Here is a 23906-nt window from a genome sequence, read left to right as displayed (position 1 = left end):
ACACTGACATGATAAATTAGTGGTTAGCTATATTTTTTTACTTTGCAACAGAACCATAATTATTTTATGAAACCCTTCTTTTATATAAAAGAAGGGTTTTTAATATTACAATTTTCTCATTTATCAGGTAATATAATTCTCATAGAGCAAGTAAAATGACACCAAGAGGTTTTGTGTATATATTTAAGTAACAAAACTTGTCTTATAATTAATGTATCATAAAAACCAAAAAACATGAGTTTATAGATTCTAACAAGGCCACTCATTTGTATCGAAAACACATCATACCTACAATGTATATGATATGCATTTAATACTAATCTAAAATTCCATAATAATTTTTCTGATTGTGTAACAATATTATTTATATTATCTTCAAAATCTAAGTGATGTTTTGCACCAAATTTCATATATAATCTACGTACGCTATCATTTCCTTTTATAATACAAATGCTAACGTTTTTATTGGTACTATTTGTATTTGCTAATATTTATTTAATGAGCTAACCATTTAGAGCCATATCGTGTATATTGCACGGGTGTTTCAATATCAACTTTTAATTCTTCTGCTGCTTGACGGGGCCAAAATGGATTTTTAAGGAATTCACGTCCTACAAATATTAAATCTGCACGATTGTTTTTAAGGATTTCTTCTGCTTGTCTTCCTGTTGTGATTAATCCTACAGCTCCTGTTGGTATATTAACTATATTTTTTATTTTATCAGCAGCTGGAACTTGATAATTCGGATAGCTATCTACTTTAACTGGAGCAATGCCACCCGAACTACAATCAACCAAATCTACACCTTGAACTTTCATTAATTTAGCATATTCAACGTAAGTCTCATTTGTATTTCCATCTTTATGATAGTCTGTGGCTGAAATACGGACAAATAAAGGACCATTCCATTCTTCATTAACTACATCTATAATTTCTTTTACAATTTGATATCTCTTTTTAAAACTACCGCCATATTCGTCTGTACGATGGTTTGATAAAGGGGATAAAAATTCATTTAATAAATAACCATGTGCGCAATGGATCTCAAGGACATCAAAATTAGCCTCTTTTGCACGTCGAGCAGCATTTTTATACTCTATAATAAATTTGTGAATATCTTCTTTCGTCATTTCTACAGGTGTCTTTTTACTTTCATTAAATGGTATAGGCGATGGAGCTATAAGGTCAACTCCTTCTTTTTTTGCTAATCTTCCGGCATGCCCAATTTGTGCGCCTACTTTACTACCAAAACTTTGAATTTGTTCTACAAGATTACGTAAACCCTTAATGTGCTTGTCATCCCATATACCTAAGTCTCCTGGTCCAACCAGTCCATTTGGATTAACGATTAACGTTTCAAGAAATATAAGACCAGCTTGTCCTAATGCTCTTGAAGTATAGTGTGTTAAGTGAAAGTTTTTCACTTCTCCTTCTTCGTCAGAACTGTGCATACTCATTGGGGACATAACGATTCTGTTTTTTAATTCTACATCTTTAATTTTAAATGATGAAAATAATTTATTTGCCATTATAACAACCTCCAATATTCATTTTTAGGGTATTTATATCTTATGATATATAATGAATTTATGTAAGTACGCACATATTTGTTATGTAGTGACAAATTTTATACTGTAAATAGGAGGAAAATAATGAAAAAGCCTAATTGTCCTAATCCACATGCGTGTCCAGTGTCTATTACTATAGATGTAATTGGAGGAAAATAGAAAGGACTTATCGTATATCACTTAATGAAAACTCGACGTTTTAATGAATTACGACGTTTAATGCCTGGAATAACTCAAAGAATGTTGACTTTACAACTTCGCGAACTTGAAGAAGATGGCGTTATTCATAGAAAAGTTTATCATCAAGTTCCGCCTAAAGTGGAATATTCATTAACAGAACTGGGAGAGACTTTAAAACCTCTTATTAAAATGATGAGAACTTGGGGAGAAGACTACGAAAAGTTACAATCAGATTTTCAAGAAACTTATTATGAGCGTTAATTATATAAATAGAACTTCTAAATATACTAACTCACAAAAATGTGCCTACTTGAAATAACGGATTAACAAGAGGAAAATCCATTATAAAGAAAGGGGTTACATTTTATGAATGAATTTAAAGATTTTAACAAAGATTTTAATCTAACTAATAAAGTCGCTATTGTCACTGGGGGAGCAAGTGGTATAGGAGAAGCTATCACTGATTTATTTGTTGAAAAAGAGGCTAAAGTTGCTGTAATTGATATGAAACAAGACGTCGAAAATTTAGAACAACACAAAGACAATGTTTTTGGTTTTAAATGTAATATTACAGACGCTGAACAAGTCAAAAATACTATCAATACTATTAAGGAACGTTTCGGAAGAATAGATATTCTCGTAAATAGCGCTGGTATTGCTTTATTAGATGATGCAGAAAAGATATCAGATGAATTATGGCAAAAAACACTTGATTTGAATCTTACTGCCTCATTTAAAATGGCACAAATAGTTGGAAATATCCTAATTGAACAAAATGAAGGTGGCAAAATCATTAATATGTCCAGTCAAAATGCATTAATTGCTTTAGATAATCACACAGCATATGGTGCTACAAAAGCAGCAATAGTTAATGTCACAAAAAGTTTAGCTTATGAATGGGCCCAATATGGTATTAATGTTAATTCAATCTCTCCAACTATTATTGCAACTGAATTGGGTGATAAAGCTTGGGTAGGTGAAAAGAGACAAGAACAACTTAACGGTATCCCTTTAGGTCGCTTTGGTCACCCATCAGAAGTTGCCGCTGTAGCTTTATTTTTGGCAAGTGATGCTACAAACTTCATTACAGGAGAAAATATTGTGATTGATGGCGGAAACACAATAAAATAAACAACAACTTCTCAATATGTTTCACATACTTACTTTGTTATCAAAAAAGATTAACGTTATCGATAACGTTAATCTTTTTTTGATAATAATTTACATAATTCAACTTATCGGAAGTGCATATGCTTACGTGTTTACAGATGATATAATAATAGAGTCGCCTTAACTTCCGGCGGTATTTTCGACGGAAGGAGGTGCTTAATATGCTTATGATCTTCGTTCACATCATTGCACCAGTCATTAGTGGCTGTGCAGTTGCGTATTTTACTTACTGGCTTAGTAGTAAACGCAATAAATAGAAGGCGACGTTAAGCCGCATCAAAAAATCCCCTCACTACCGCAAATAGTGAGGGGATTGGTGCATATATGCATATAATCTTCGTTAAAGGTATTATAACACCATAGTGGAGAAGAATGCAAAATTGAAATCGTGAAATATAAATTGAAAAATATATGACTAAAACTGGATTGATATTATCTGAATACATATCAATCATCGATTTTGTTTAGTGATTAATAATGTGTTCCACAAATTAGAGATAAATACAGAAGGAAAACAATTAATTAGCTAATAATTAACTACACGATAATTTACATTCTATTTTTCTTTTTAGTATTCTTTCCTAAATAACTATAGTCCATGGCTAAAAATAAATAATAATCTTTTCATGTGATTTATATCTCTTTGTTTAATTTTTAACACAATGTTTTTTTAAAAGTATGATTCAAAAAATAACTTAACTATTTATAAATTAAAAAGACAGTCATTCTAAATTATAGAATGACTGTCTTTTAGTCACAGGAGATCATCTAATTGGTACTTATAGGCTATTTTCATTCAATTTCTATATGCTTAGTAGATGTTACATCTTGTTTATTTTTTTTCAAATTTAAATGCAATACACCATTCGTATATTTTGCGTTAATATTGTTTTCATCTACATTAGGCAATGTGTATGTTCGATTTATATATGCTGTATTTCTTTCTTGTCTAATGATATTTCCTTCTTGATCAGTTTCATTATTTTCATCTGATTGTTTAGCTTCTATATATAAAGTCTCACCTTGATAATCTAAACTGATATTTTCTTTTTCAATGCCAGGTAAATCAATATCAAGGATATATTCTGAAGAAGTTTCTTTAATATCTGTATTAGGAAAGTTTGGGAAAATAGGTCTTGTAAAATTTTCAAAAAATATTGAAGGTGATAAATCAAAAAAGTTATTATTTGGTAATAAATTACTCATAATGAATCTCCTCCTCTGATTTTAATTCTTAATTTTTAAAACATTTTAAATGTTAATACTAAAACACTAAAATTAAATTAAGAATATCGCCTCCTCAAATAACGTTATATCATATGGTAATCAGAATGCTATATGATATATTCTAGCTAACTCTAGTTTTTTTATGATCTAGCGAATTTTTTAATTTATTATAGTTTTCAAAATTCATATTTTTGAATAAATCAAAATAATTATTATCTTCTAAATTAGGTAATTTACCATGTTTTAATTGTTGAACTACTTGGTTTAAAATCATAATTATCACACTCCTACAAAGATTTAAACACGTATCTTTGATTACCATATGATAATTTACAATTACTATATACCATGTTATTATTATTTTGTCAATATTAAATTTACTTTTTTAGGGAGGATGATTATTATGTCAAATAAAGCATTTAATTTAGAAACTTTTAATCATTACTTTAAAAACTTCCAAGAAAAATTAGCAACTGAAATTTTTAATGTTTCTATCGATAGTGATGTTAAAGAAGAACATGATCAATACATTTTGAAAGCTAAAATTCCTAATTCGTCTAAAAACCTTTTGAATTTAAAATTTTTTAATAATATATTAACCATTCGAGGAGAGAAATATGATTATTTAGAGGAAAAGAAAGTCCCTCTATTTGAACAATTTACTTTTTATAATGTTAACGTTCCAAAGATATACGCTGAATATAAAAACGGTATTTTAGAAGTGAGGTTACCTAAATTAATGCCAGGAGAAGACGTGGTCCAAAGTATAAACGTTCATTAAAGAAAGCCCCACCTATATATTATGTGGGGCTTTAAGCATGGATAATCATTATAATTAATATGTTTTGAGAAGGTGAAATTAATAATACGAGTTATCAATAACCTAATTGCTTTAGATTACAAATCAAGGTTCTATCTTTTTGGTATTCGTTAGTATCAATTGATCCATCGGATTGTACATATGGAAGTAAACGATTCATGGTATTGATTTTAAGTCGTTCTGACTCAAGTTCATTCGTTGCTTGATTATAAGCGCGCTTGAGTTTTTTTGAATAGGACACTTGTTTCTCGTATTTATCCTCCGAAATAAAATTAACCCCTTTATCAACATTAGTTTCTTGATGTAATATCGTGGGCTTTATTTGGTTTCCGAGTGCTTGATGCCTAGCATATTCAGTCGGAGACATATGACAATACGCTGATAAGTCTTGGATTTTTTTGTATTCTTCGTTTGTTAATTTAAAAGTTATAGCCTTTTGGTTTGTTCTATTCAATTTAAGTTCTCCCATTATTTGAAATTAGAGGCGACAAATCACCAACACAGTAATTTTTAACGCTACTCCATGCTTTTATTTCGAGTTATCTTATGATAATCAATTATTTTTCTTTGTTTATAGTGTTTATATATTTACTTATATTAAGTGAATCATTATAAGATTTCCAATCGTAATGAAATGAAAATTCAATGAAAGGGTCGTTGTAAGCTGTGTTATTCATATGATTTTTATTTTTAGAAATAATATTATTTTTTAAATACTTTGGAGAATAATATACAAGTTTTTCTTTAAACATAATATATCAACTCCTCTAAAATTATCATAGGATAACTCTATAATTATTACTAACATTTTATGTTTTTTTTGTCAATAATTATTGAAAATTTGACTAAATTTGATTAAAATAATGTTAGCACTTAGGTAGTTAGAGTGCTAACATTATTTTTTAAGGAGGGCAAAATATGCTTAAACCATTAAACAACCAAATTATTATTAAACAAAAAGAAAATGAAGGAACAACAAAAAGTGGAATAGTATTAACCGATTCCGCACAAGAAAATAATTATGAAGGAGAGGTTATCGCTATTGGCCCAGGTTTCCTATTAAATGATGGAAGTCGAAAAAAGCCAGAAGTAAATGTAGGAGACTATGTTATTTATAAAAATTATGCTGGTACTAAGGTTGATTACAATGATGAATCTTTTTTAGTAATCAGTGAAAATGATGTTTTAGCAATTATTGAATAAACAGTTATTTCTAATTTAATATATCAAAATAATTTTAGGAGGTATTATTTGTAATGGCTAAATCACTAAAATTTTCAGAAGATGCAAGACAATCTATGTTAAATGGAGTTAATAAATTAAGCAATGCAGTAAGGGTTACAATGGGGCCTAAGGGACGTAATGTTGTATTAGATAAAAAGAATAACTCACCACTTATTACAAATGACGGAGTTACTATAGCTAAAGAAATCGAACTTGAAGATTCTTATGAAAATATGGGAGCTAAGTTAGTACAAGAAGTTGCTAATAAAACAAATGAAGTTGCTGGTGATGGTACTACTACCGCAACTGTTCTTGCACACGCTATGATTAAAGAAGGCCTTAAAAATGTGTCTAGTGGTGCTAATCCTGTAGGAGTACGAGAAGGTATTAATAAAGCTGTAAACGTTGCGGTTGATTCATTAAAAGAAATTTCTCATAGTGTAAAAAATAAATCTGAAATCGCACAAGTAGGAACAATTTCAGCTGCAGATGAAGAAATTGGTGAATATATTTCTGAAGCTATGGATAAAGTAGGTCATAATGGCGTAATCTCAGTAGAAGAATCTAACAGTTTTAAAACAGAATTAGAAGTAGTAGAAGGTATGCAATTTGATAACGGCTATCAATCTCCATATATGGTTACTGATTCAGATAAAATGACGGCTGAATTAGACAATCCATACATTTTAATAACAGATAAAAAAATTAATTCTTTTAAAGATATATTGCCGATTATTGAACAGGTAGCTCAAGAAAGCAAATCGCTATTAATTATTTCTGAAGAAGTGGAAGGTGATGCACTAACAAACTTAGTTATAAATCAAATGAGAGGTACATTTACTGCAGTAGCTGTTAAAGCTCCTGGATTTGGAGATAGACGAAAAGCAATGTTAGAAGACCTTGCCGTGTTAACAGGTGGGTCATACATTACCGAAGATTTGGGACTAACACTTAAAGATGCAACAATTGATATGCTAGGATCGGCTAATAAAGTTGAAGTTACTAAAAATAACACAACTATTGTAGATGGTCATGGTAACAAAGGAAAATTGAATGATCGTATACAACAAATTAAAAATCAAATAGAAGAATCAACATCTGATTTTGATAAAGAAAAACTGCAAGAAAGACTAGCCAAGTTAGCTGGTGGCGTAGCTGTTATTAAGGTAGGCGCTGCATCAGAGACAGAATTAAAGGAAAGAAAATTACGAATTGAAGACGCCTTAAATTCAACACGAGCAGCTGTTGAAGAAGGTATTGTTGCTGGAGGCGGAACAGCATTACTTAACATATATAATAAAGTAAAAGATATTGATGCAGTAGGTGATAAATCTACTGGTATAAATATTGTTTTAAAATCTTTAGAAGCACCAATGAGACAAATTGCAGAAAACGCTGGGGTTGAAGGATCAGTAATTGTTGAAAAACTTAAAAATAAAGTTCCAGGTATTGGCTATAATGCAGCAACAGGAGAATGGGTTAATATGATTGAAGAAGGTATTGTAGACCCGACAAAAGTAACACGTTCAGCTTTACAACATGCGGCAAGCATAGCATCTCTGTTCCTTACAACAGAAGCAGTAGTTGCTAATATTCCAGAAAATGAAAATAATCAAAATATTATGCCAACTCCTAATATGATGTGATTTACAGAAATTTAAATTATTGTGAAGATAATTATAATCATTATTATGAATATGTTTCTTCTAATAACAGAGTAGTTTTAACATTTTAGGTTAAGTAAGCGCAAAGTTCGTCATAAAATGAATTATTAATCAAGAATTACCTTTAATTAAATGTTTTTTGCAACAAATATTAGTATTACTAATATTCATTTAACCCATAATATTTTCTATATTAAGGCAATATTTGATTTTGAAATGATTAAAGGACTCCATATTCAACAAGGGGTCCTTTTTAATATGTTTTCTAAGAATCATCGATTATGTGAATCATTATTTATAAACCGTCATAGTTTTTCATTTAATAAAGTTTCTTTTTCATAAGGTTTTTAAATATAACAATCTCAAAAACTCAATTGAGACGTATAAAAATGATGAAGGGAAAGAACATGAGGTAGAAATAGCTGTAGATACGGTAATGTTGGAGGCGTTGAACATACTAAGCTAACTAAAGATATTTTGGACAATAAAATTAGATAGCAGTGTCGAAGAGTTGAATTAATAATAAAAAAGGCTAAAGGTCATAATTATGAATACTACAGATTTTGAAAAAGCATTATATGTTTATCAATCCATTATAAATAATATTAAAAAACATATAACTAAAGCTATGTTAAAAAAGCTATGTTAAAAGATAAATTTTCAAGGAATATGGAATTAGGGATATGTTAAAATTTAATTACGATGAACATAAAAGTTCAAAAGAAGAAACTAAAATATGGTGAGTAATAAAAATAACCACGCTCTCCCAAAAGCATGGTCAAAAAACAAAAAAATTATTATCGTTAGAGAATGAAAATATTAATTAACGTTGAGATAGTACACCTATCTATCATGCCATATAACCTATTTATATAAAATATAAACATCAATACAAAAAATATTTTATAATAATCATTACCTTTCTGTAAATTGTAACTCATAAATACTTTTGTCACTATAAGTGTTAAATGCATCTATTTTTGCATGAAGCATTACTTCTTTAGGCTTCCTGCTAATATTATGATAATAAGTTAATTTGATACTTAAGTTTGTTTCATATCCGCTATTTTGAATAGTTTGCTCAAATTCATCAAATACCTCTTTATTAACAGGCAAATAATAACTTTCACTACTTGGTAACATGTTAATAAATTTTTCTTGTATAGTTTGATCCTCATTTAATATAACTTCTATTTTAATTTTTCTTGCAGCTCCTCCTCCTAAATTATACAATTTCAAATAATCTTCATGCTTTGTATTATCCGTTTTTATATTATTCATTATTAGTTCATTATCATTATTTAATTCCAATAAAGTTTGATTGAATCCTAGCGCAGGGATAAAGCTAATTTTCATTTGATAAAGCTGTATAGATACAGAAATGAAATAAAATATAGCCATAATAAACGTACCTAAAGAACCAATTGCTGAAATAATATTTATCATAGTATCACCCTTATAATTTATTAAAATATAGTTAATTATATAAAAAACAACCGTTTAATTAAAAACGGTTGAAAAGAATAACTTTGGGTTTATAAAAAGAAATTTGATAAATTAAAAGCCTATTTAAAATTACCCAAGTTATTTAGGGTTAAAACTTCATTAAAATTAGAGGTGTTTTTATAAAATTATAAATGCAAACATAATAGATATGGAACAGCCGTTAATTCGGCTGGTTTTTTATATTTTTATACATATTTTATTAAATAAATCCTAAATCTTTGGTAATAGGTGTCTTTTTATTAATAAAAAGACATATATTAAAAAAACAGACTTTATTATTATATTAGGTAGTGTTTTGATTAATAATGAAATTCCTTGAATAAAAATACAAAACGCTAACCACAGTTAACGCTCAAAAGCCCGTCAAATCAACGATGTATATTTCATGAATAAAACCACCTTTTCGATTAGTCGTTAAAACGTTGATATAACAACATTTCGACCGAAAAGGTGGTTTACTAATAAAAAATTATAGGAACTGAAAGTGAATATACTATTCATTAAGAATCTGCCAATAAACGATTTACTAAAGCAATTTCACTTAATAAACTCCTTGCATCTTCTTTACTTAAGCTATCATAATTTTGAACTATTTGGTCTAATTTATAGGCTATATCTCCTTGTATGCTCAACATTTCTTCATTATCCCATGTATCCTTGCAATCAATGTTAGTAAGATAATTTATATGATTATTTAGGTCAGTATATAAACCTTGTACATCCATTTTTAGCCCCCTTTATATATTAATACCCCAATTCAATACATAACATATCTTGCTATGAACTTTGAATTGACGAGTTAAGTAAGTCTAATAATCCATAACCAGAAAAACATAGCGAATATAAAGGATCCTCCACTTATAACACTACAATACCTTTTTTATTGAAGCCTTTTATATTAAAAAGCATTTTAATCGGAATCGATAAAAAGTATACTTGATTAGAAACACATACAATATTGATAGGGAATGTTATTTTGGAAAATAAATTTCTAAAGTTGCAACAAAAAGTACTCGCTTATTCAAAAAGTAAAAATTGGGAAGACGCAACTTTAGAATGGGATATTATAGATTTTGCAGAAGACGCTTTTATAAATGATTTAGATATATCTATAAGAGCCTTAAATAATATATTTTTTCATCGAATTTAATCCTTAATCACCCTATATACTGTAGAGCGACTTACGCCTGTTTGTTCAGCAATCTCTTCACCTGTAAGCTTCTGTTCGTTATATAAGAATTTAATCTCACGCTTTTTGTGATCTGGTAATGATGGTCGGCCACCTTTTCGCCCTCTTGCTCTTGCTGCTTCTAACCCTTTTTTAGTTCGTTCACTTAATAAATTAGCTTCAAGTTCAGCGAATGCACTCATCATTGTAAAGAACATTTTGCCCATCGCATCTTTAGTTGATACATTCATATCAATAATGTGTAAATCAATGCCGTTTTTATCCAACCATTGCGATAATTCAATTAACTGTTTTGTTGTACGTCCAAGGCGATCTAGTTTATAGATAACTAGGATGTCTCCTTCACGTAAATAGTCTAAACACTTATCAAGTTCCGTTCTTTTAGTTTTACGACCACTCGCTTTCTCGCTAAATATACGTTCACAACCATATTCTTCAAGTGTATCAATCTGTCCATCAAGACTTTGATTTTGTGTTGATACACGCGCATAACCAATTTTAGCCATTTGAATACCTCCTCTTTTTATCGTTTTATGGGTACTTACTAATGAAATCTAGTTCTCGATGCAAATAAACACGTCTCTCATCGTCTAAAAACTCGTATTTTTTGATATTTATGATACATTGATTATAACACAAGTTTATAGACTTTAATATCTAAGAAAAACCTCTTAATTTATAGTTAAGAAGTTTTGTGTCAAAAACGAAGGTTTTAAATATATACAATATAACAAAAGGAAACTTGAGTTTTTCTTGAATTTTTTTGTGATACAATCCACAAAACAAACATTGGTATGAAATAGAATTTACTCTCTAATTGCTAACGCTTACAATTAATATTATCAAGAAGGGAGGTTGAAGTTATTATTTAGAAAGGGGAAGAAAATCTGTGTATATGGATAAACGTAGTACGCAAATATTAAAAATGTTAATTCAAAAGCCTGACTCTACTATAAAAACTTTAGAATATGACTTAGGTATCAATCAAAGACAAGTTGTTTACAGTATTGAAAAAATAAATGATTATTTAGAAAGTATTTACAACGAGAAGATTCATCGAACTAAAAATGGTTATTTTATTTTACCAGAAAACATTATTGAATCCTCTTTAGGATTTGATGAAAGAACTTACATTTTGTCTGGCCAAGAGAGAGTAGAAATGTTACTACTTCTGTTGCTTAATAGAGAAGAAGACATATCTCTTATTCATCTAACAAGTACTTTACATTTTAGTAAAAACACCATTATGAATATTTTGAAACAGGCAAAAAATTTGATCATTGATTATGATATAGAACTATTTTATTCAAGGTTACAGGGGTACATACTTGTTGGAGAAGAGTATGCGAAAAGGCGTTTACTATTTAATATTATACAAAAATATGCTTCAACAAAAAAAGGACAACAATTGCTTGAAAAATACATTTATATTACTTATAAAGATGCTTCTTTCTATATGGAAAAATTAGAAGAATGTGAGCAATTACTAGGTCATCAATTTACAGATACAATGGTTTCGACTATTTCATATTCATTAGTAATATGGGAAAAGCGTATACAACAAAACAAAACAATAGAAGATACCATTTTTGATGACTTCCCCAACCTAATAGAAACGAGTGAATATAGTGTTGTTGAAAGTGTATTTGATAATTTTATTGAAGGAAAAGAACTATTTTATCTTACCTTACAACTTATGGTGATGAATATTGTGACACCTCAAATCATTTCAACAAAAAAAGAACTTAGTTTTATCTACAAAGCTTTAGAAAAATTTGTTGAAAACTTTGAAAAGATTAGTGTTATTACCATACCAGATCGTCAAAAGCTAATAGAAAAATTATATTTACACATGAAACCTGCTTATTATCGTATTAAATATGGTTTGAATGCTAACGATACTTTAGAAATTGATTATGATTATAATTTGCAAAATTTAAATCAACTTGTAGAACGCTCTATTAAACCACTTGAAAAAAGTATGGCTAAAAAAATACCACAAAGTGAAATGTATTATTTAACGATTATACTTGGGGGATGGTTAAAGCAATATGGAATTGATTTTGAGAAAAAAATTATCGCTGTAGTTGTCTGTCCTAATGGTTTGTCGGTCTCAAATATGATACATGCAACTTTAATAGGTTATTTTAAAGATTTCATTTTTTTAGATCCAATGTCTATTAGAGAATTTATTAACTATGAAAAAAATGTAGATATAGTTTTTACAACACGTCATATAGAGACTAATGCAACACAATTTACAGTACAACCGGTTATGAATGAAATGGAAATTAGAAAGCTTCAAACTGAAGTTTTTGAATCATTATATGGTTTTGCCTTATCAAAAATTAATATTAATAATGTAATGGAAATTATTGATAAATACGCCGAAGTTATAAATAGAGATAAGTTATTAGAATCACTTAGTGATTATCTCTTTCAACAAAATAATGCAATAAAGAAACAAGATACTAAAACTGATAATAATTTATCATTGATAGATTTAATTGGAGAAAACGTTAATATACTCCATTCTGTATCAGATTGGAAAGAAGCTATACGTATAGCTTCTGCGCCTTTGTTAAATAGGAATTATATATCAGGTGCATATGTTAATAAAGTTATTGAACTTTGCGAAAAAGATTCAAATTATATAATGCTATCAAACAGATTGGCTATACCACATGCTAAAACAGAAGATGGTGTTAATAAATTAGGAATGAGCTTTCTGAAGTTAGATAATGCTATCGAATTCCCCAATGGTAGAAAAACAGCATTGATTTGTATTATAGCTGCTATTGATAAGCATAAGCATATACCATCTGTTTTAGAATTAGGCGCTCTAGCTGATCACGAAGAGTATATAAACCAATTAAAAGCATGTCGAGATAAACAAGAACTATTAAAAGTATTGAAAAATTTTTTAGATAAGGAGCGTTATAATGGTTAAAATTTCTGTATCTGAACAAACTACATTTACAGACTTTGATGTAAGTAATAGAGAAGAAGCTTTAAAGATTTTATCAAAAGAACTATTAAATAGAGATAAAGTTGAAATTGATTTTTTACAGAACTTATTAGAACGAGAAGAAAAAGCACCTACTGGTCTTAGTATTTATGATTATGGAATCGCTATTCCACATACAGAACCACAATACGTAAAAGAAGATAGTGTAGCAATAGCAGTTCTTAAAAAACCTATTCCCTTCTACGATATGGTAACTAAGTCTGAAACTATTTCTGTAAATATTATCTTCTTACTTGCGTTGACTGAGAGTAATAAACATTTAAATATATTAAGCCAAATTATGGACCTTGTTAATAAACCTGGTGCAGTAGAAGAATTAATGAAAATGAATAAAGAAAAACTATTAAATCATGTATATGAAAAATTAGAATTAACTAATTAATTATTGGAGGAATAAATTATGAGTAAAAAAATTATATTTGCATGTTCAAGTGGGATTGCAACATCTACAGTTGTAGCAGAAAAAGTAACAAACCATTGTAAAGAGAACGGAATTAATGTAGATGCGAGACAAGCTATATTAAGTGAATTACCTAGTTTAGATGACTCTGCAGATTTAATTGTAGTAACTTCTCAAAGTGAAGCTCAACTAAACACTAAAGTTGTAAATGCAATGCCTGTGGTTACTGGAATTGGAGAAGAACAGGTGCTAAACGAAATTGTCGAACATTTAAAGGGTGAATAATCATGCAAAAAATACTTGATGGATTTCAATATATCTTAGGATTAGGTCCAACAATTATGCTGCCAATTGTAATTTTTATTTTAGCAGTTTGTTTAAGAGTTAAAGTTGCAAAAGCTTTTCGTTCAGCGATAACTATTGGGATGGGATTTGTCGGAATATTCTTGATATTTGATTTGTTGATTAATAGTGTTGGTCCAGCTGCTAAAGCAATGGTAGAACGTACAGGAATTGATTTGCCAGTTGTCGATACAGGTTGGCCTCCATTAGCTTCAATTGCCTTTGCATCCTCTTTAGCACCATTCGTTATACTTTTAGTCATTGTTCTTAACCTTATATTACTAGCGTTGAAATGGACTAAAACAATCAATATTGATTTATGGAATTATTGGCATATATCTTTTGCAGGAGCATTAGTTTACGGAGCTACTGGTAATTTCTTTATGGGACTTATAGCAGCCGGTTTAGCAACAATATTTTTACTAAAACTTGCGGACTGGACAGCACCTTATGTTCATAAAAGATTTAACTTACCAGGTGTTTCTATACCTACAATGTCAACTGCTATTTTCTTCCCAATAGGCTATGTTGGAAACAAAATACTTGATTCAATACCAGGTGTAAATAAATTAAAAGCTGATCCTACCAGTGTACAAAAACGTTTTGGAATCTTTGGTGAACCAATGATGATTGGATTAGTACTCGGATTAGTTATTGGTGTCCTTGCAGGTTTCGAGTTTGGGAAAGTATTAGAATTAGGTATTAATTTAGGTGCTGTTATGTTGATTATGCCTCGTATGGTTAAAATATTGATGGAAGGTTTAATACCATTATCAGATGCTGTACGTGACATAATGAAAAAAAGATTTCCAGACAGACAAGATATCAATATTGGTTTAGATGTTGCTGTAACTATAGGTAACCCTGCAATAATAGCAACTGGTTTAATATTAACGCCTATAGCAATATTCTTAGCTGTTATCTTACCGGGTAATAAAATCATTCCTTTAGGTGATTTATCTGTATTAACGGTTCCTATGGCTATGGTTGTCTTGGCTTGTGGTGGAAACATCATTCGCTCTGTGATTATTGGTATACCAATAATCATAGCAGATTTATATATTTCATCTTATATTGCTCCTTTAGTAACAAAAGTTGCTAAAAGTGTTGACTTCAAATTCCCTGAAGGTGCATCTTCTTTGATTAATAGCTTTTTAGATGGTGGAAATCCATTAAGGTATTGGCTAGTAATGCTATCTGAAGGTAATATTTGGGCAATAATTGCTATTCCTGTTATTGCACTATTCCTCTGGTGGGTTTATAAACTTACTCGCAAAGATTTTGATGCAGAAGGTAACTTGAAAAATTAATTATTAAAGCACTTGGAGGTATAAAATATGAAAGCTAATGTTTTTTATAGCAAAGATTCGTTTGAAGTTAAAGATTTTGCTATACCAAAAATTGATTCTAATGAAGTTTTATTAAAAGTTCATGCCTGCGGTTTATGCGGTACCGATATCCATAAAGCAATTCATGAATCTGTAAATCCAGGGACGATATTGGGACACGAATATGCAGGAGAAATTGTTGAAATAGGTTCACAAGTAACAGATTTTGAAATAGGTGACCGTGTAGTCGGTGGTATACATGTTCCATGTTTGACGTGTCATTATTGTGAGCGTGGACATTATACATTGTGTCCTGAATTTAAAAAAACCAATATTGAACCCGGAGGATTTGCTGAATATATTCGCTTATCTGAACGTCATGTACGTAACGGTATTAAAAAAATCCCAGAAGGTATGAGTTATGAAGTTAGTGCTATGGCTGAGCCTGTTGCTTGTTGTATACATGGTCAAAAATCAGCCCACTTTCATCCTGGAGATAATGTTTTAATTATGGGAGCTGGTCCTATAGGTTTGATACATGCTCAATTATTAAAACAAAAAAATTTAGGAAATATTTTTATTACAGATATGTCTGCTTATAAATTAAAAATTGCTAAAAAGTTAGGCATTGATTATCCAATAAATATCAACAATGAGGACTTAAATACTGTTATTAATGAGGTTACCGATAATCAAGGCGTAGATAAAATCATTATAGCTACAGGTATTTCACAATTATTACCACAAGCTGTAAAACTATTACGTCGAGGTGGCGAAATTATCGTCTTTTCACCTTTTGACAATAATTCAGAAGTTACTATTGATGCTAGTCGTTTTTTTGCTGATGAAATTTCGATAGTTGGAACATACAGTGTTTCGCCCTACGAATTCAATGAAGCTTTAATTGTCTTGGAAAATGGCACAATTGATGTAGAAAATATGATTACACATGTTATGGATTTAGAACAAGTACAAGAAGCTATTAACTTAGCGAATAATCCCAACAAAGAAGCTATAAAAATTATAATTAAGAATAAATAGAAATGAGGAATTAATAATGCCATTAGTAAAAATGAGCGAATTTTTAAATTATTTAGATGAAAATAACTTAACAGCACCAGCGTTTAATACTACAAATTTAGAAATGTCTTTATCAATTATAAATGGAGCAAATGAACTTAATATGCCAGTAATTGTACAAATTGCCCCTACAAATGTTAAATTGTCAGGCTATGATTTCATTGCAGATATTGTCAAAAAAGCTGCAGATAAAGTAGATATACCTGTGACACTCCATCTAGATCACGGTATGACATTTGAAGATATACAAAAAGCTGTTGAAGCAGGTTTTAATTCCGTAATGATTGATGCCTCAAGATTAGATTATGAAGATAACATTAAATTCACACAGGATGTTGTTGAATATTGTCATCAACGTGGTGTATCTGTCGAAGCAGAGTTAGGTGAATTGGGCGGTAAAGAAGACGATATGGTTGATGAATCAGACGATCAAACAGACCCAACGTTAGTAGAAGATTTTGTTAATAGAACTGGGATTGATTTATTAGCAGTATCTGTAGGCAACATTCACGGATTAGATGAGCCACCAAAAATAAACACTGAATTATTAGACGAAATAAATAATAAAGTAGAGATTCCCTTAGTAATTCATGGTGGATCTGGTATTTCAGATGATATTTTGAAACAGCTTAAATCATACAATGTAAGAAAAGTGAATTTAGCTAGTGATTTAAGAAAAGAATTCATTACTACAGTTGGTAAACGCTATGAACAAAACAACAATGAATATAATTTAATTAGTGTTTTATTAGATGCTCAGAAAAATGTACAAGATGTAGTAAAAACTAAATTAGGTGCACTAAACAAGGTGTGATTGTAAATGTATACTATTGGTATTGATATTGGAACAACAAATGTTAAAGCATGCTTATTTAAAGTTCCATCTTTTGAATTAATAACAGTACAAAAGTTCCCAACCCCAACAAAATATGACGAATATGGATCTGAATTTTTAATGGATGTTATTTGGAGTAATTTGAAAAAAGCCATTAAAAAGCTAGGTACTGCAATTGAAGATATGCATCTCATTAAAACCATATCGATTTCAAGTGCAGCACAAAGCATTGTACTTTATGATAGTTTGGAAACCACCCTAAAACCGACAATTACTTGGTACGATCCTCGTTCACAACAAGAAGCTAAAATTATCAATAAACATTTAGGTTCTAAATATATATATGAAACAACAGGAATCGTATCACATAGTAATCATAGTTTAACCAAGTTAATGTGGTTGAAAAATCATAAATTTAATAGTTTTAGCCAAATGAAAAAATGGACATGCTTATCTGGGTTTGTTGCGTTCAAGTTAACAGGTGAATACGCAACAGACGAAAGTTTAGCCTCTAGAACATTATTAATGAATATTTCAAACAAGTCTTGGTCTAACGATATTCTATCTACTTACGATTTAGATATCAATATATTTCCAAAAATTGTAGAAAGTGGCGAAGCTATTGCTCATCTTAAACCTGAGATTTCAAAGAAATTAGGTTTAAGTAAAGAAACCACTGTAGCAATAGGAGGACATGATCATATGGCAGGATCAGTTTGTACTAACTTAAAGTCAACTGGAGAAATGCTCAATTCTACTGGTACAACTGAAGGTTTACTATTATTAAATAGTAAACCTATATTGGGAGACTTAGCTCAAAATAATGCATTATCTAACGGCGTATATGTAAATGAAAATCTGTTTACTATCTATAGTTCACTACCTACAGCAGGATATAGCATTGATTGGTTTATTAATACTTTTTTAACAAATTTGGATGATTTCGAAAAACATACTTCTAAATTACATGATATATATATTGATAATCCTAATCATTTACTAGAAAAGTTAATTCTTTATATTCCTCATTTGAGAGGAAGTGGTCCACCTGATCGTGATTTCAATGCTAAAGCTTTATACTATGGTTTAAGAGATTCGACTACGAAAAAAGATTTGTTATTTTCAACCTTGGTTGGTTTATGTTTAGAATTAAGAGTTTTAAATGATATTTACGATAACCTAAAGACTGAACCCACAAAATGTATTAAAGTGATTGGCCCTGCTGTAAAAAATCCTTTATGGTTACAGTTAAAGGCTGACATTTTAAATATCGATATAGAAGCTTATAAAATAGATGAAGCTGTAGCAAAAGGTGCTGCTATTGTTGCTAATTTAAAACAAAATTTCATAAAAGAAGTACCTGAAGAAAGTTTTGAAGTGTATAAGCCTAATAAAAAGAATCATGCTAATTTTTCTAGATACTACAATGAGCTTTATCTACCTTTTTTAAATACAAAGAAAAAATTCGATAGCTTTACTATAATTTAATATTTCAGACGATACTTTGGAGTATATTATCATATTCCAAAGTATTGCTATATAAACTAATTTAAGAAATGAGTGATTATTATTAAAGCTGCCCTTTTAAAAGAACTAAATCACTTTGAAATTGAAGAAATAGAAATTCCAAAAATCAAACCAAATGAAGTTTTAGTAAGAGTTAAAGCAGCAGGTATTTGTGGTTCTGATATTCATAAAATGCAAACGAAATGGACAAGAGAACTTCCTATGGTACTAGGTCATGAAATCTCAGGTATTGTAGCTGATGTAGGAGATCAGGTTAACACTATTAAACCTAATAATCGTGTAGCAATCGCCCATTTAATTCCTTGTAATAATTGTTTTTATTGTGAACAAGGTAAATTTCAATTCTGTGAAGACTACGATTTATTTGGTAGCCACAAATACGGAGGTTTTGAAGAATATATTAAAGTCCCAAAAGAAAATGTGATTAAAATAGGAGAAGAAGTTAGCTACGAAGAAGGTGCGATGCTAGAACCTCTATCTGTAGCTTCATATGGAGTGTTAGGGTTGAAACCACAATTAGGTGATGTAGTAGCAGTATTTGGCTTAGGCACAATAGGTATATTAACTATTCAGTTATTAAATTTAGCTGGAGTTAAAAAGATAATTGGCATTGATATTGATAATAAAAAGCTAAATGAAAGTAAAAAATATGGTGTGACAGATATAATAAATCCACTTTACAAAGATATAGAACAAGAAATTTTTTCGTTAACTAACGATTTAGGTGTTGATATATCCATAGAGTGTGCAGGATCAGTAATAACTCAAGAACAATGTCTATTAGTCACTAAAAAAGGTGGTTTGATTGGTTATCAAGGTATAGCATATTCTCCAGTCAACTTATCTCAACGTGCTTTCGAAAACATTTTTCGTAGAGAATATACTATCAAAGGTTTTTGGAATTCTTATGCTACACCTTTTCCAGGGAAAGCATGGAATTATTCTTTATATTTAATTCAATCCAAAAAAATTAAGTTACAAGATTTAATTTCTCATCGCTTTGTATTAGACGATATACAAAAAGCTTTCGACCTAACCGTCAATAAACATGAATCATATAACAAGGTAATGGTTTTCCCAAAATAACGGGAATTTTTAAGGAGGTTAATATGAAGTTAATTGCAATAGATATGGATGGAACTTTATTAAACTCCAAAAATAAAGTTTCAAAGATTCAATTGAATTATCTAGAAAAAATAGTAAATAGAACAGATATTATAATTGTTGTTACTACAGGTAGGCCAATTGAAGGTATAAGTAATTTTATACCTTCATACTTATTAGAAAAAATGTATATTATAGCATTAAATGGAACAATTATCCTTAATCAACAAAAACAAGTTATTTCCGAATTCCCTATTATTAATGAGGATGTGCTTACATTACAAAAATTTGCTTTAAAGCATAATATTGAAATGAGCATCCTAGATAGAACAAAGTTTTATACATTACAAGAACCTATTTCATACATTTTTAGATTCGATCTTCACTTGAATAATATGGAACTAAGTACTCTAGCAGTCGAAGACATTTCCAAGTTAAAAGCTATATTCAAAGTACAATATATTATTGAACCAATTGATGTTCATAATGTTTATCGCACTTTGCCAGACTTTTTTTATGATAAATTCTGTATAATCAATTCTGCTCCATATTTAATAGAGTTTATGGCGCCTTGTACAAATAAAGGCTATGCTGTTAAAGAATTATGTAACTATCTTCAGATTAATATGAATGATGTTTATACTATTGGCGATGGAAAAAATGATTTACCTATGTTTAATATTACAGATAATTCTATTGCTATGGATAATGCTACAGATGCAATCAAAAAACATGCAAAATATATTACAATGAATAATAATGAAAATGGTGTGAAATACGCTATACAAAATTATGTGTTAAACTGATAAATCACTAACAATTATGTAATATCTCGTTTTTGTTAGAGCTTGACATAACGAATGATTATAAGAAGTTATCACTATATAAAAAAGGCACTAAAAGTTTATAAACTTTTAGTGCCTTTTAATTATATTAGCTGCCAAACAAACGACTCCAAAACCCCTTTTTAGGTGCTTCCTCTTCCCTATCACCAGGCTCACTCTTGATTTCTTCAGATGGTTTATCATTTTTTGGTAATTCATCTTCTTTTATACTTTCACCCTTTTTCTCTTCAGGTATATCTGTATGTTCCACTTCTGTTTCTGATGGCTGATTTTCTTCTTGTTGTTGGTTGATATTTGGAGATTCTTCAGTAAAAGTTGCTTCTTGCGCATTGACGTTTTGTCTATCATTAGTTGTTGTATCAAAAAAATAATTAAGCTGTCGTTCTTCTTCTAATTGATTCTCTAACTTTTGAATCTTTTTGTTACTTTCTAATGCCAGAACTTGTTGATTCTCAAGCAATTTTGATCTTTCCTGCAACTCTTTCCTGTAGAATTCAATTGTTGTTTCATGACGACTTTCTTGTTTTTCAATTTGATCATTCAAAGTATCAATCTGATTTTTAAGAATTTCTACTATCTGAGTATCACTTTGGGATTCAACATTAATATTATCCGACTCTTTTTTTTGTTTATCTTCAGTAGAACTTTCAAAACCATATTTCTTTTTATTTTCATTTACTCTTTGAATGATTTTTTCTATATCGCTATCTTCTTTAATAAACGAAGTATTTTCCTGTTTTATTGTTTCTATATTCAATCGTTTAATATTATTAAAAATAGTTTGCTTGCTAACACCTAATTCTTCACTCAATATTTTCACACTTTTCATATCATCAACCCTTTATAAAATGTTTATCAACCTTTTACGATATATTATAAGCTTATCATGCTTAATAATAAAGCGATTGATAAACCCAAAATATAAAACTATTAACTCTTTTATCAAGTATTCATCAAGGGTTGATGGTTGTTATCAAAGGTTTGTGAACCCTTTATAAACCTTTGACAATCCTACATTTTCCCTTTTATAAGCTCATTCAAAGTGCTATAATAACCTTAATACAACAAAAACCCCCAACTACTGGTAATAGTTGGGGGTTGGTAATAAAACGTTGCAGCACGTTTATAAATATTTTGATATCTGTATTATATACAAATATATCATCAAAGTGCAAGCAAAAAATTTATGTGTTCTTGTAATGTTTTATTACCTCTATCCAAAATTTGAATAGGAAAGGGGTTTTTATTATGTCTAGAAAAAACATAAAAAATCAGGCCAGTCAAAATTTCTATATGCTACATAAAGTATTATTTATCAATGAAAAATATAAAAAGTTAAGTGACAGTGCAAAAGTTACCTATGCAATTCTTAATGATAGAGTAAGCTTATCTATTAAAAATAATTGGATAGATCAAAATGGAGATATATATTTTATTTTTACAAATGAAAATCTTCAAGAAGTATTAGATAAAAGTAAAAATACAATAACTAAAATAAAAAAAGAATTACAAGAAGTGGGTTTATTAGAACAAGTTAAAACTGGATTTAATCGACCAAACAAACTATACCTTCATGAAATTGAAACGAATATAAATATTGAAAAAGAAATACAAAATAGCACTTCAAATAATGATGAACCTAGTGATAACAAGGAATCCCAAATAATGGGAGCCCAGAATCCCAAACAATGGGAGCCCAGAATCCCAAACAATGGGAGCCCAGAATCCCAAAACTTAGACCCTAATTATACTGACTTAAGTAATACTGATTATATAAAGACTAAAAATAATGATACGAATGATTTGAATGATATATACAACAATCAAACAAACCATAATCATTCGGATCATACAAATCACCAACAATCCGAATTTAATAATGATGCACTTAAATTTCAAGTACTCGAAGAACTACCGCAACAAATCAAAAACTATTTAAGTAAGTTTGAAATTAGAGAGATTCGTATTATTAAGAGTGTGTTACTCAAAGGCAAAAAGTCATTTAATAATACACATGATACGTTTTACCGTTTAGAAGATGTTGAGTTTGAACTTGTGAGTGTATTAAAACGATTTAAAGCGATGCTGCTACAAAAAAATGAAACCGTTGATGCAATGCAAGGCTATCTTATGCAGTCGATTAAAGTTGAATTAGAAGAAATACATGCGCTTCATATGCGTCGGCAAAATATGAAGCAACATAATATTTTCAATCAATAACTTAACAACAGAGTATGTTCAAACACAAAAGCACGATTAGAGATAGAACTATTAGTTGCCATTTTGATAGAATTGAAACGATTATGGGGCGATTTGATGAACAACAAAGAAAAACATGTGAAAGAAGTTAAAAGAGAATTGGTTTTGACATCTATACCAGAAATATTGAGTTTGATACTTCGGTTTTTTAAAAAGTTAGTGTCGATTTTGATCTAAAAGTTGCTGGTGAAATTAAAACATACTTATCAGGCGTATATTTGCATTTTAAGAGCTTATGTAAGTGTTTAGACATAAAAACTATATGATTTGCCTTGAATCTTTAAAATACCCCTTTAAAATTCAAAATAAAGGTATTTAATAAGTCGGGTGATAAAGTTTGCTAATATACTTATTTATTTTCAGCTAATTTATATTCTTCAATCATTTTTGGTAAAATGGTTGGGGTTTTTGAAACGAAGTTCTTCTGGCCTTAATAGTCTATAGAGATAATAAAAATGAAATCGCTAAAGATTATTATAATGAAAAAATCAATGGAAAACATAAAATAGATGTATTATTAGGTGGGGGAGCTAAATATTTTGGAGAAAAGAATGGGAATCTAGATCAAAAATTCAAAGAAGACGGTTACGATATTATAACAGATAAAAA

25 protein-coding genes and 2 pseudogenes are annotated in these 23906 nt (G+C 29.4%); 18 read left to right on the top strand and 9 right to left on the bottom strand.

All coding sequences use genetic code 11. The features are described from left to right. Nucleotides 1-495 precede the first annotated feature (495 nt). A complete protein-coding gene (gene namA / locus D9V42_RS14065) occupies nt 496-1530 on the bottom strand; it encodes an NADPH dehydrogenase NamA (protein WP_122065489.1) in 1035 nt (344 codons plus the stop codon). Between the two features lie 123 nt (nt 1531-1653). Between namA and D9V42_RS14060 the strand changes: the two are divergent. From D9V42_RS14060 to D9V42_RS14050, 3 genes and pseudogenes are all read left to right on the top strand, one after another. Then, nucleotides 1654-2010 (top strand): annotated as a pseudogene (locus D9V42_RS14060) (winged helix-turn-helix transcriptional regulator). Nucleotides 2011-2115: 105 nt separating this feature from the next. Further along, nucleotides 2116-2880, top strand: a complete 765-nt coding sequence (locus D9V42_RS14055; RefSeq protein WP_122065487.1) for a GolD/DthD family dehydrogenase — start codon at nt 2116-2118, stop codon at nt 2878-2880. 200 nt (nt 2881-3080) lie between these two features. Continuing rightward, nucleotides 3081-3176, top strand: a complete 96-nt coding sequence (locus D9V42_RS14050) for a type I toxin-antitoxin system Fst family toxin (RefSeq protein ID WP_002441941.1) — start codon at nt 3081-3083, stop codon at nt 3174-3176. Nucleotides 3177-3711: 535 nt separating this feature from the next. On the opposite strand, the gene D9V42_RS14045 is transcribed toward D9V42_RS14050, so the two are convergent. Both D9V42_RS14045 and D9V42_RS15155 read right to left on the bottom strand, forming a co-directional pair. Continuing rightward, the gene (locus D9V42_RS14045; RefSeq protein ID WP_122065485.1) at nt 3712-4125 is read right to left on the bottom strand and encodes an Hsp20/alpha crystallin family protein; all 414 of its coding nucleotides are present in this window, start codon (nt 4123-4125) and stop codon (nt 3712-3714) included. Nucleotides 4126-4267: 142 nt separating this feature from the next. Further along, a complete protein-coding gene (locus D9V42_RS15155) occupies nt 4268-4420 on the bottom strand; it encodes a hypothetical protein (RefSeq protein ID WP_157947238.1) in 153 nt (50 codons plus the stop codon). 129 nt (nt 4421-4549) lie between these two features. On the opposite strand from D9V42_RS15155, the gene D9V42_RS14040 reads away from it, so the two are divergent. Beyond that, nucleotides 4550-4927 (top strand): Hsp20/alpha crystallin family protein, encoded by a 378-nt coding sequence (locus D9V42_RS14040; RefSeq protein WP_157947239.1) that lies wholly within the window; start codon nt 4550-4552, stop codon nt 4925-4927. A 94-nt stretch (nt 4928-5021) separates the two neighbouring features. Here the strand turns inward: D9V42_RS14040 and D9V42_RS14035 are convergent, their stop codons facing one another. Then, a complete protein-coding gene (locus tag D9V42_RS14035) occupies nt 5022-5420 on the bottom strand; it encodes a plasmid mobilization protein (protein ID WP_107360275.1) in 399 nt (132 codons plus the stop codon). Nucleotides 5421-5523: 103 nt separating this feature from the next. After that, nucleotides 5524-5718 carry a hypothetical protein gene (locus D9V42_RS14030; protein WP_107360276.1) on the bottom strand — a complete coding sequence of 65 codons (195 nt, stop codon included), beginning with the start codon at nt 5716-5718 and terminating at the stop codon, nt 5524-5526. Nucleotides 5719-5884: 166 nt separating this feature from the next. Between D9V42_RS14030 and D9V42_RS14025 the strand changes: the two genes are divergently transcribed. Both D9V42_RS14025 and groL read left to right on the top strand, forming a co-directional pair. Then, nucleotides 5885-6169, top strand: a complete 285-nt coding sequence (locus D9V42_RS14025; RefSeq protein WP_107360277.1) for a co-chaperone GroES — start codon at nt 5885-5887, stop codon at nt 6167-6169. A gap of 53 nt (nt 6170-6222) precedes the next feature. Then, nucleotides 6223-7836 (top strand): chaperonin GroEL, encoded by a 1614-nt coding sequence (gene groL, locus D9V42_RS14020; RefSeq protein ID WP_107531869.1) that lies wholly within the window; start codon nt 6223-6225, stop codon nt 7834-7836. A 933-nt stretch (nt 7837-8769) separates the two neighbouring features. On the opposite strand, the gene D9V42_RS14015 is transcribed toward groL, so the two are convergent. Both D9V42_RS14015 and D9V42_RS14010 read right to left on the bottom strand, forming a co-directional pair. After that, on the bottom strand, nt 8770-9300 hold the full coding sequence (locus D9V42_RS14015; RefSeq protein WP_107545139.1) for a hypothetical protein: 531 nt from the start codon (nt 9298-9300) through the stop codon (nt 8770-8772). A gap of 560 nt (nt 9301-9860) precedes the next feature. After that, nucleotides 9861-10085, bottom strand: a complete 225-nt coding sequence (locus D9V42_RS14010; protein ID WP_107360280.1) for a hypothetical protein — start codon at nt 10083-10085, stop codon at nt 9861-9863. 251 nt (nt 10086-10336) lie between these two features. Between D9V42_RS14010 and D9V42_RS15150 the strand changes: the two genes are divergently transcribed. Further along, a complete protein-coding gene (locus tag D9V42_RS15150) occupies nt 10337-10510 on the top strand; it encodes a hypothetical protein (RefSeq protein WP_158256866.1) in 174 nt (57 codons plus the stop codon). Here the strand turns inward: D9V42_RS15150 and D9V42_RS14005 are convergent. Further along, complete coding sequence (locus D9V42_RS14005) at nt 10507-11055, bottom strand: recombinase family protein (RefSeq protein WP_107360281.1); 549 nt, start codon at nt 11053-11055, stop codon at nt 10507-10509. The two genes, D9V42_RS15150 and D9V42_RS14005, sit on opposite strands and share 4 nt — an antisense overlap. 389 nt (nt 11056-11444) lie before the next feature. Here D9V42_RS14005 and D9V42_RS14000 point away from each other — a divergent pair, with 389 nt between their 5' ends. From D9V42_RS14000 to D9V42_RS13960, 9 genes are all read left to right on the top strand, one after another. After that, nucleotides 11445-13499 (top strand): BglG family transcription antiterminator, encoded by a 2055-nt coding sequence (locus D9V42_RS14000; protein WP_158593193.1) that lies wholly within the window; start codon nt 11445-11447, stop codon nt 13497-13499. Next, on the top strand, nt 13492-13959 hold the full coding sequence (locus D9V42_RS13995; protein ID WP_122065481.1) for a PTS sugar transporter subunit IIA: 468 nt from the start codon (nt 13492-13494) through the stop codon (nt 13957-13959). Before D9V42_RS14000 ends, D9V42_RS13995 begins: the two co-directional genes overlap by 8 nt. 18 nt (nt 13960-13977) lie before the next feature. Next, nucleotides 13978-14262 carry a PTS sugar transporter subunit IIB gene (locus tag D9V42_RS13990; RefSeq protein ID WP_122065479.1) on the top strand — a complete coding sequence of 95 codons (285 nt, stop codon included), beginning with the start codon at nt 13978-13980 and terminating at the stop codon, nt 14260-14262. Nucleotides 14263-14264: 2 nt separating this feature from the next. Beyond that, nucleotides 14265-15629, top strand: coding sequence for a PTS galactitol transporter subunit IIC (locus D9V42_RS13985; protein WP_122065477.1), 1365 nt, complete (start codon nt 14265-14267; stop codon nt 15627-15629). Between the two features lie 27 nt (nt 15630-15656). Then, nucleotides 15657-16688, top strand: coding sequence for a zinc-dependent dehydrogenase (locus D9V42_RS13980; protein WP_122065475.1), 1032 nt, complete (start codon nt 15657-15659; stop codon nt 16686-16688). A 16-nt stretch (nt 16689-16704) separates the two neighbouring features. Continuing rightward, a complete protein-coding gene (locus D9V42_RS13975) occupies nt 16705-17541 on the top strand; it encodes a class II aldolase (protein WP_122065473.1) in 837 nt (278 codons plus the stop codon). A gap of 6 nt (nt 17542-17547) precedes the next feature. Further along, on the top strand, nt 17548-19050 hold the full coding sequence (locus D9V42_RS13970) for an FGGY-family carbohydrate kinase (RefSeq protein ID WP_122065471.1): 1503 nt from the start codon (nt 17548-17550) through the stop codon (nt 19048-19050). A gap of 81 nt (nt 19051-19131) precedes the next feature. Continuing rightward, the gene (locus tag D9V42_RS13965; protein ID WP_122065493.1) at nt 19132-20175 is read left to right on the top strand and encodes a galactitol-1-phosphate 5-dehydrogenase; all 1044 of its coding nucleotides are present in this window, start codon (nt 19132-19134) and stop codon (nt 20173-20175) included. Nucleotides 20176-20198: 23 nt separating this feature from the next. After that, a complete protein-coding gene (locus tag D9V42_RS13960; protein WP_122065469.1) occupies nt 20199-20999 on the top strand; it encodes a Cof-type HAD-IIB family hydrolase in 801 nt (266 codons plus the stop codon). A gap of 127 nt (nt 21000-21126) precedes the next feature. On the opposite strand, the gene D9V42_RS13955 is transcribed toward D9V42_RS13960, so the two are convergent. Further along, nucleotides 21127-21867, bottom strand: a complete 741-nt coding sequence (locus D9V42_RS13955; protein ID WP_122065467.1) for a DUF536 domain-containing protein — start codon at nt 21865-21867, stop codon at nt 21127-21129. A gap of 419 nt (nt 21868-22286) precedes the next feature. Between D9V42_RS13955 and D9V42_RS13950 the strand changes: the two genes are divergently transcribed. Next, nucleotides 22287-23258, top strand: a complete 972-nt coding sequence (locus tag D9V42_RS13950) for a replication initiator protein A (protein WP_122065465.1) — start codon at nt 22287-22289, stop codon at nt 23256-23258. A gap of 481 nt (nt 23259-23739) precedes the next feature. Continuing rightward, a pseudogene (locus tag D9V42_RS13945) lies at nt 23740-23906 on the top strand (alkaline phosphatase); the annotation flags it as partial.

The organism is Staphylococcus pseudoxylosus (assembly GCF_003697915.1).
Classification (GTDB): domain Bacteria; phylum Bacillota; class Bacilli; order Staphylococcales; family Staphylococcaceae; genus Staphylococcus; species Staphylococcus pseudoxylosus.
Note: the sequence above shows the minus strand (reverse complement) of the source record. Positions and strands in the feature narration are given on the sequence as shown.

Excerpts from the sequence above, each read along its gene's own strand:
- D9V42_RS13985 (WP_122065477.1), top strand. The coding sequence starts at position 14,265 with ATGCAAAAAATACTTGATGGATTTCAATATATCTTAGGATTAGGTCCA.
- namA (WP_122065489.1), bottom strand. The coding sequence starts at position 1,530 with ATGGCAAATAAATTATTTTCATCATTTAAAATTAAAGATGTAGAATTA.
- D9V42_RS14050 (WP_002441941.1), top strand. The coding sequence starts at position 3,081 with ATGCTTATGATCTTCGTTCACATCATTGCACCAGTCATTAGTGGCTGT.
- D9V42_RS14010 (WP_107360280.1), bottom strand. The coding sequence starts at position 10,085 with ATGGATGTACAAGGTTTATATACTGACCTAAATAATCATATAAATTAT.
- D9V42_RS13950 (WP_122065465.1), top strand. The coding sequence starts at position 22,287 with ATGTCTAGAAAAAACATAAAAAATCAGGCCAGTCAAAATTTCTATATG.
- D9V42_RS14030 (WP_107360276.1), bottom strand. The coding sequence starts at position 5,718 with ATGTTTAAAGAAAAACTTGTATATTATTCTCCAAAGTATTTAAAAAAT.
- D9V42_RS14055 (WP_122065487.1), top strand. The coding sequence starts at position 2,116 with ATGAATGAATTTAAAGATTTTAACAAAGATTTTAATCTAACTAATAAA.
- D9V42_RS14005 (WP_107360281.1), bottom strand. The coding sequence starts at position 11,055 with ATGGCTAAAATTGGTTATGCGCGTGTATCAACACAAAATCAAAGTCTT.
- D9V42_RS13960 (WP_122065469.1), top strand. The coding sequence starts at position 20,199 with ATGAAGTTAATTGCAATAGATATGGATGGAACTTTATTAAACTCCAAA.
- D9V42_RS14025 (WP_107360277.1), top strand. The coding sequence starts at position 5,885 with ATGCTTAAACCATTAAACAACCAAATTATTATTAAACAAAAAGAAAAT.
- D9V42_RS13990 (WP_122065479.1), top strand. The coding sequence starts at position 13,978 with ATGAGTAAAAAAATTATATTTGCATGTTCAAGTGGGATTGCAACATCT.
- D9V42_RS14040 (WP_157947239.1), top strand. The coding sequence starts at position 4,550 with ATGTCAAATAAAGCATTTAATTTAGAAACTTTTAATCATTACTTTAAA.
- D9V42_RS13995 (WP_122065481.1), top strand. The coding sequence starts at position 13,492 with ATGGTTAAAATTTCTGTATCTGAACAAACTACATTTACAGACTTTGAT.
- D9V42_RS15155 (WP_157947238.1), bottom strand. The coding sequence starts at position 4,420 with ATGATTTTAAACCAAGTAGTTCAACAATTAAAACATGGTAAATTACCT.
- groL (WP_107531869.1), top strand. The coding sequence starts at position 6,223 with ATGGCTAAATCACTAAAATTTTCAGAAGATGCAAGACAATCTATGTTA.
- D9V42_RS13980 (WP_122065475.1), top strand. The coding sequence starts at position 15,657 with ATGAAAGCTAATGTTTTTTATAGCAAAGATTCGTTTGAAGTTAAAGAT.
- D9V42_RS13975 (WP_122065473.1), top strand. The coding sequence starts at position 16,705 with ATGCCATTAGTAAAAATGAGCGAATTTTTAAATTATTTAGATGAAAAT.
- D9V42_RS14000 (WP_158593193.1), top strand. The coding sequence starts at position 11,445 with ATGGATAAACGTAGTACGCAAATATTAAAAATGTTAATTCAAAAGCCT.
- D9V42_RS13970 (WP_122065471.1), top strand. The coding sequence starts at position 17,548 with ATGTATACTATTGGTATTGATATTGGAACAACAAATGTTAAAGCATGC.
- D9V42_RS13955 (WP_122065467.1), bottom strand. The coding sequence starts at position 21,867 with ATGAAAAGTGTGAAAATATTGAGTGAAGAATTAGGTGTTAGCAAGCAA.
- D9V42_RS14045 (WP_122065485.1), bottom strand. The coding sequence starts at position 4,125 with ATGAGTAATTTATTACCAAATAATAACTTTTTTGATTTATCACCTTCA.
- D9V42_RS14015 (WP_107545139.1), bottom strand. The coding sequence starts at position 9,300 with ATGATAAATATTATTTCAGCAATTGGTTCTTTAGGTACGTTTATTATG.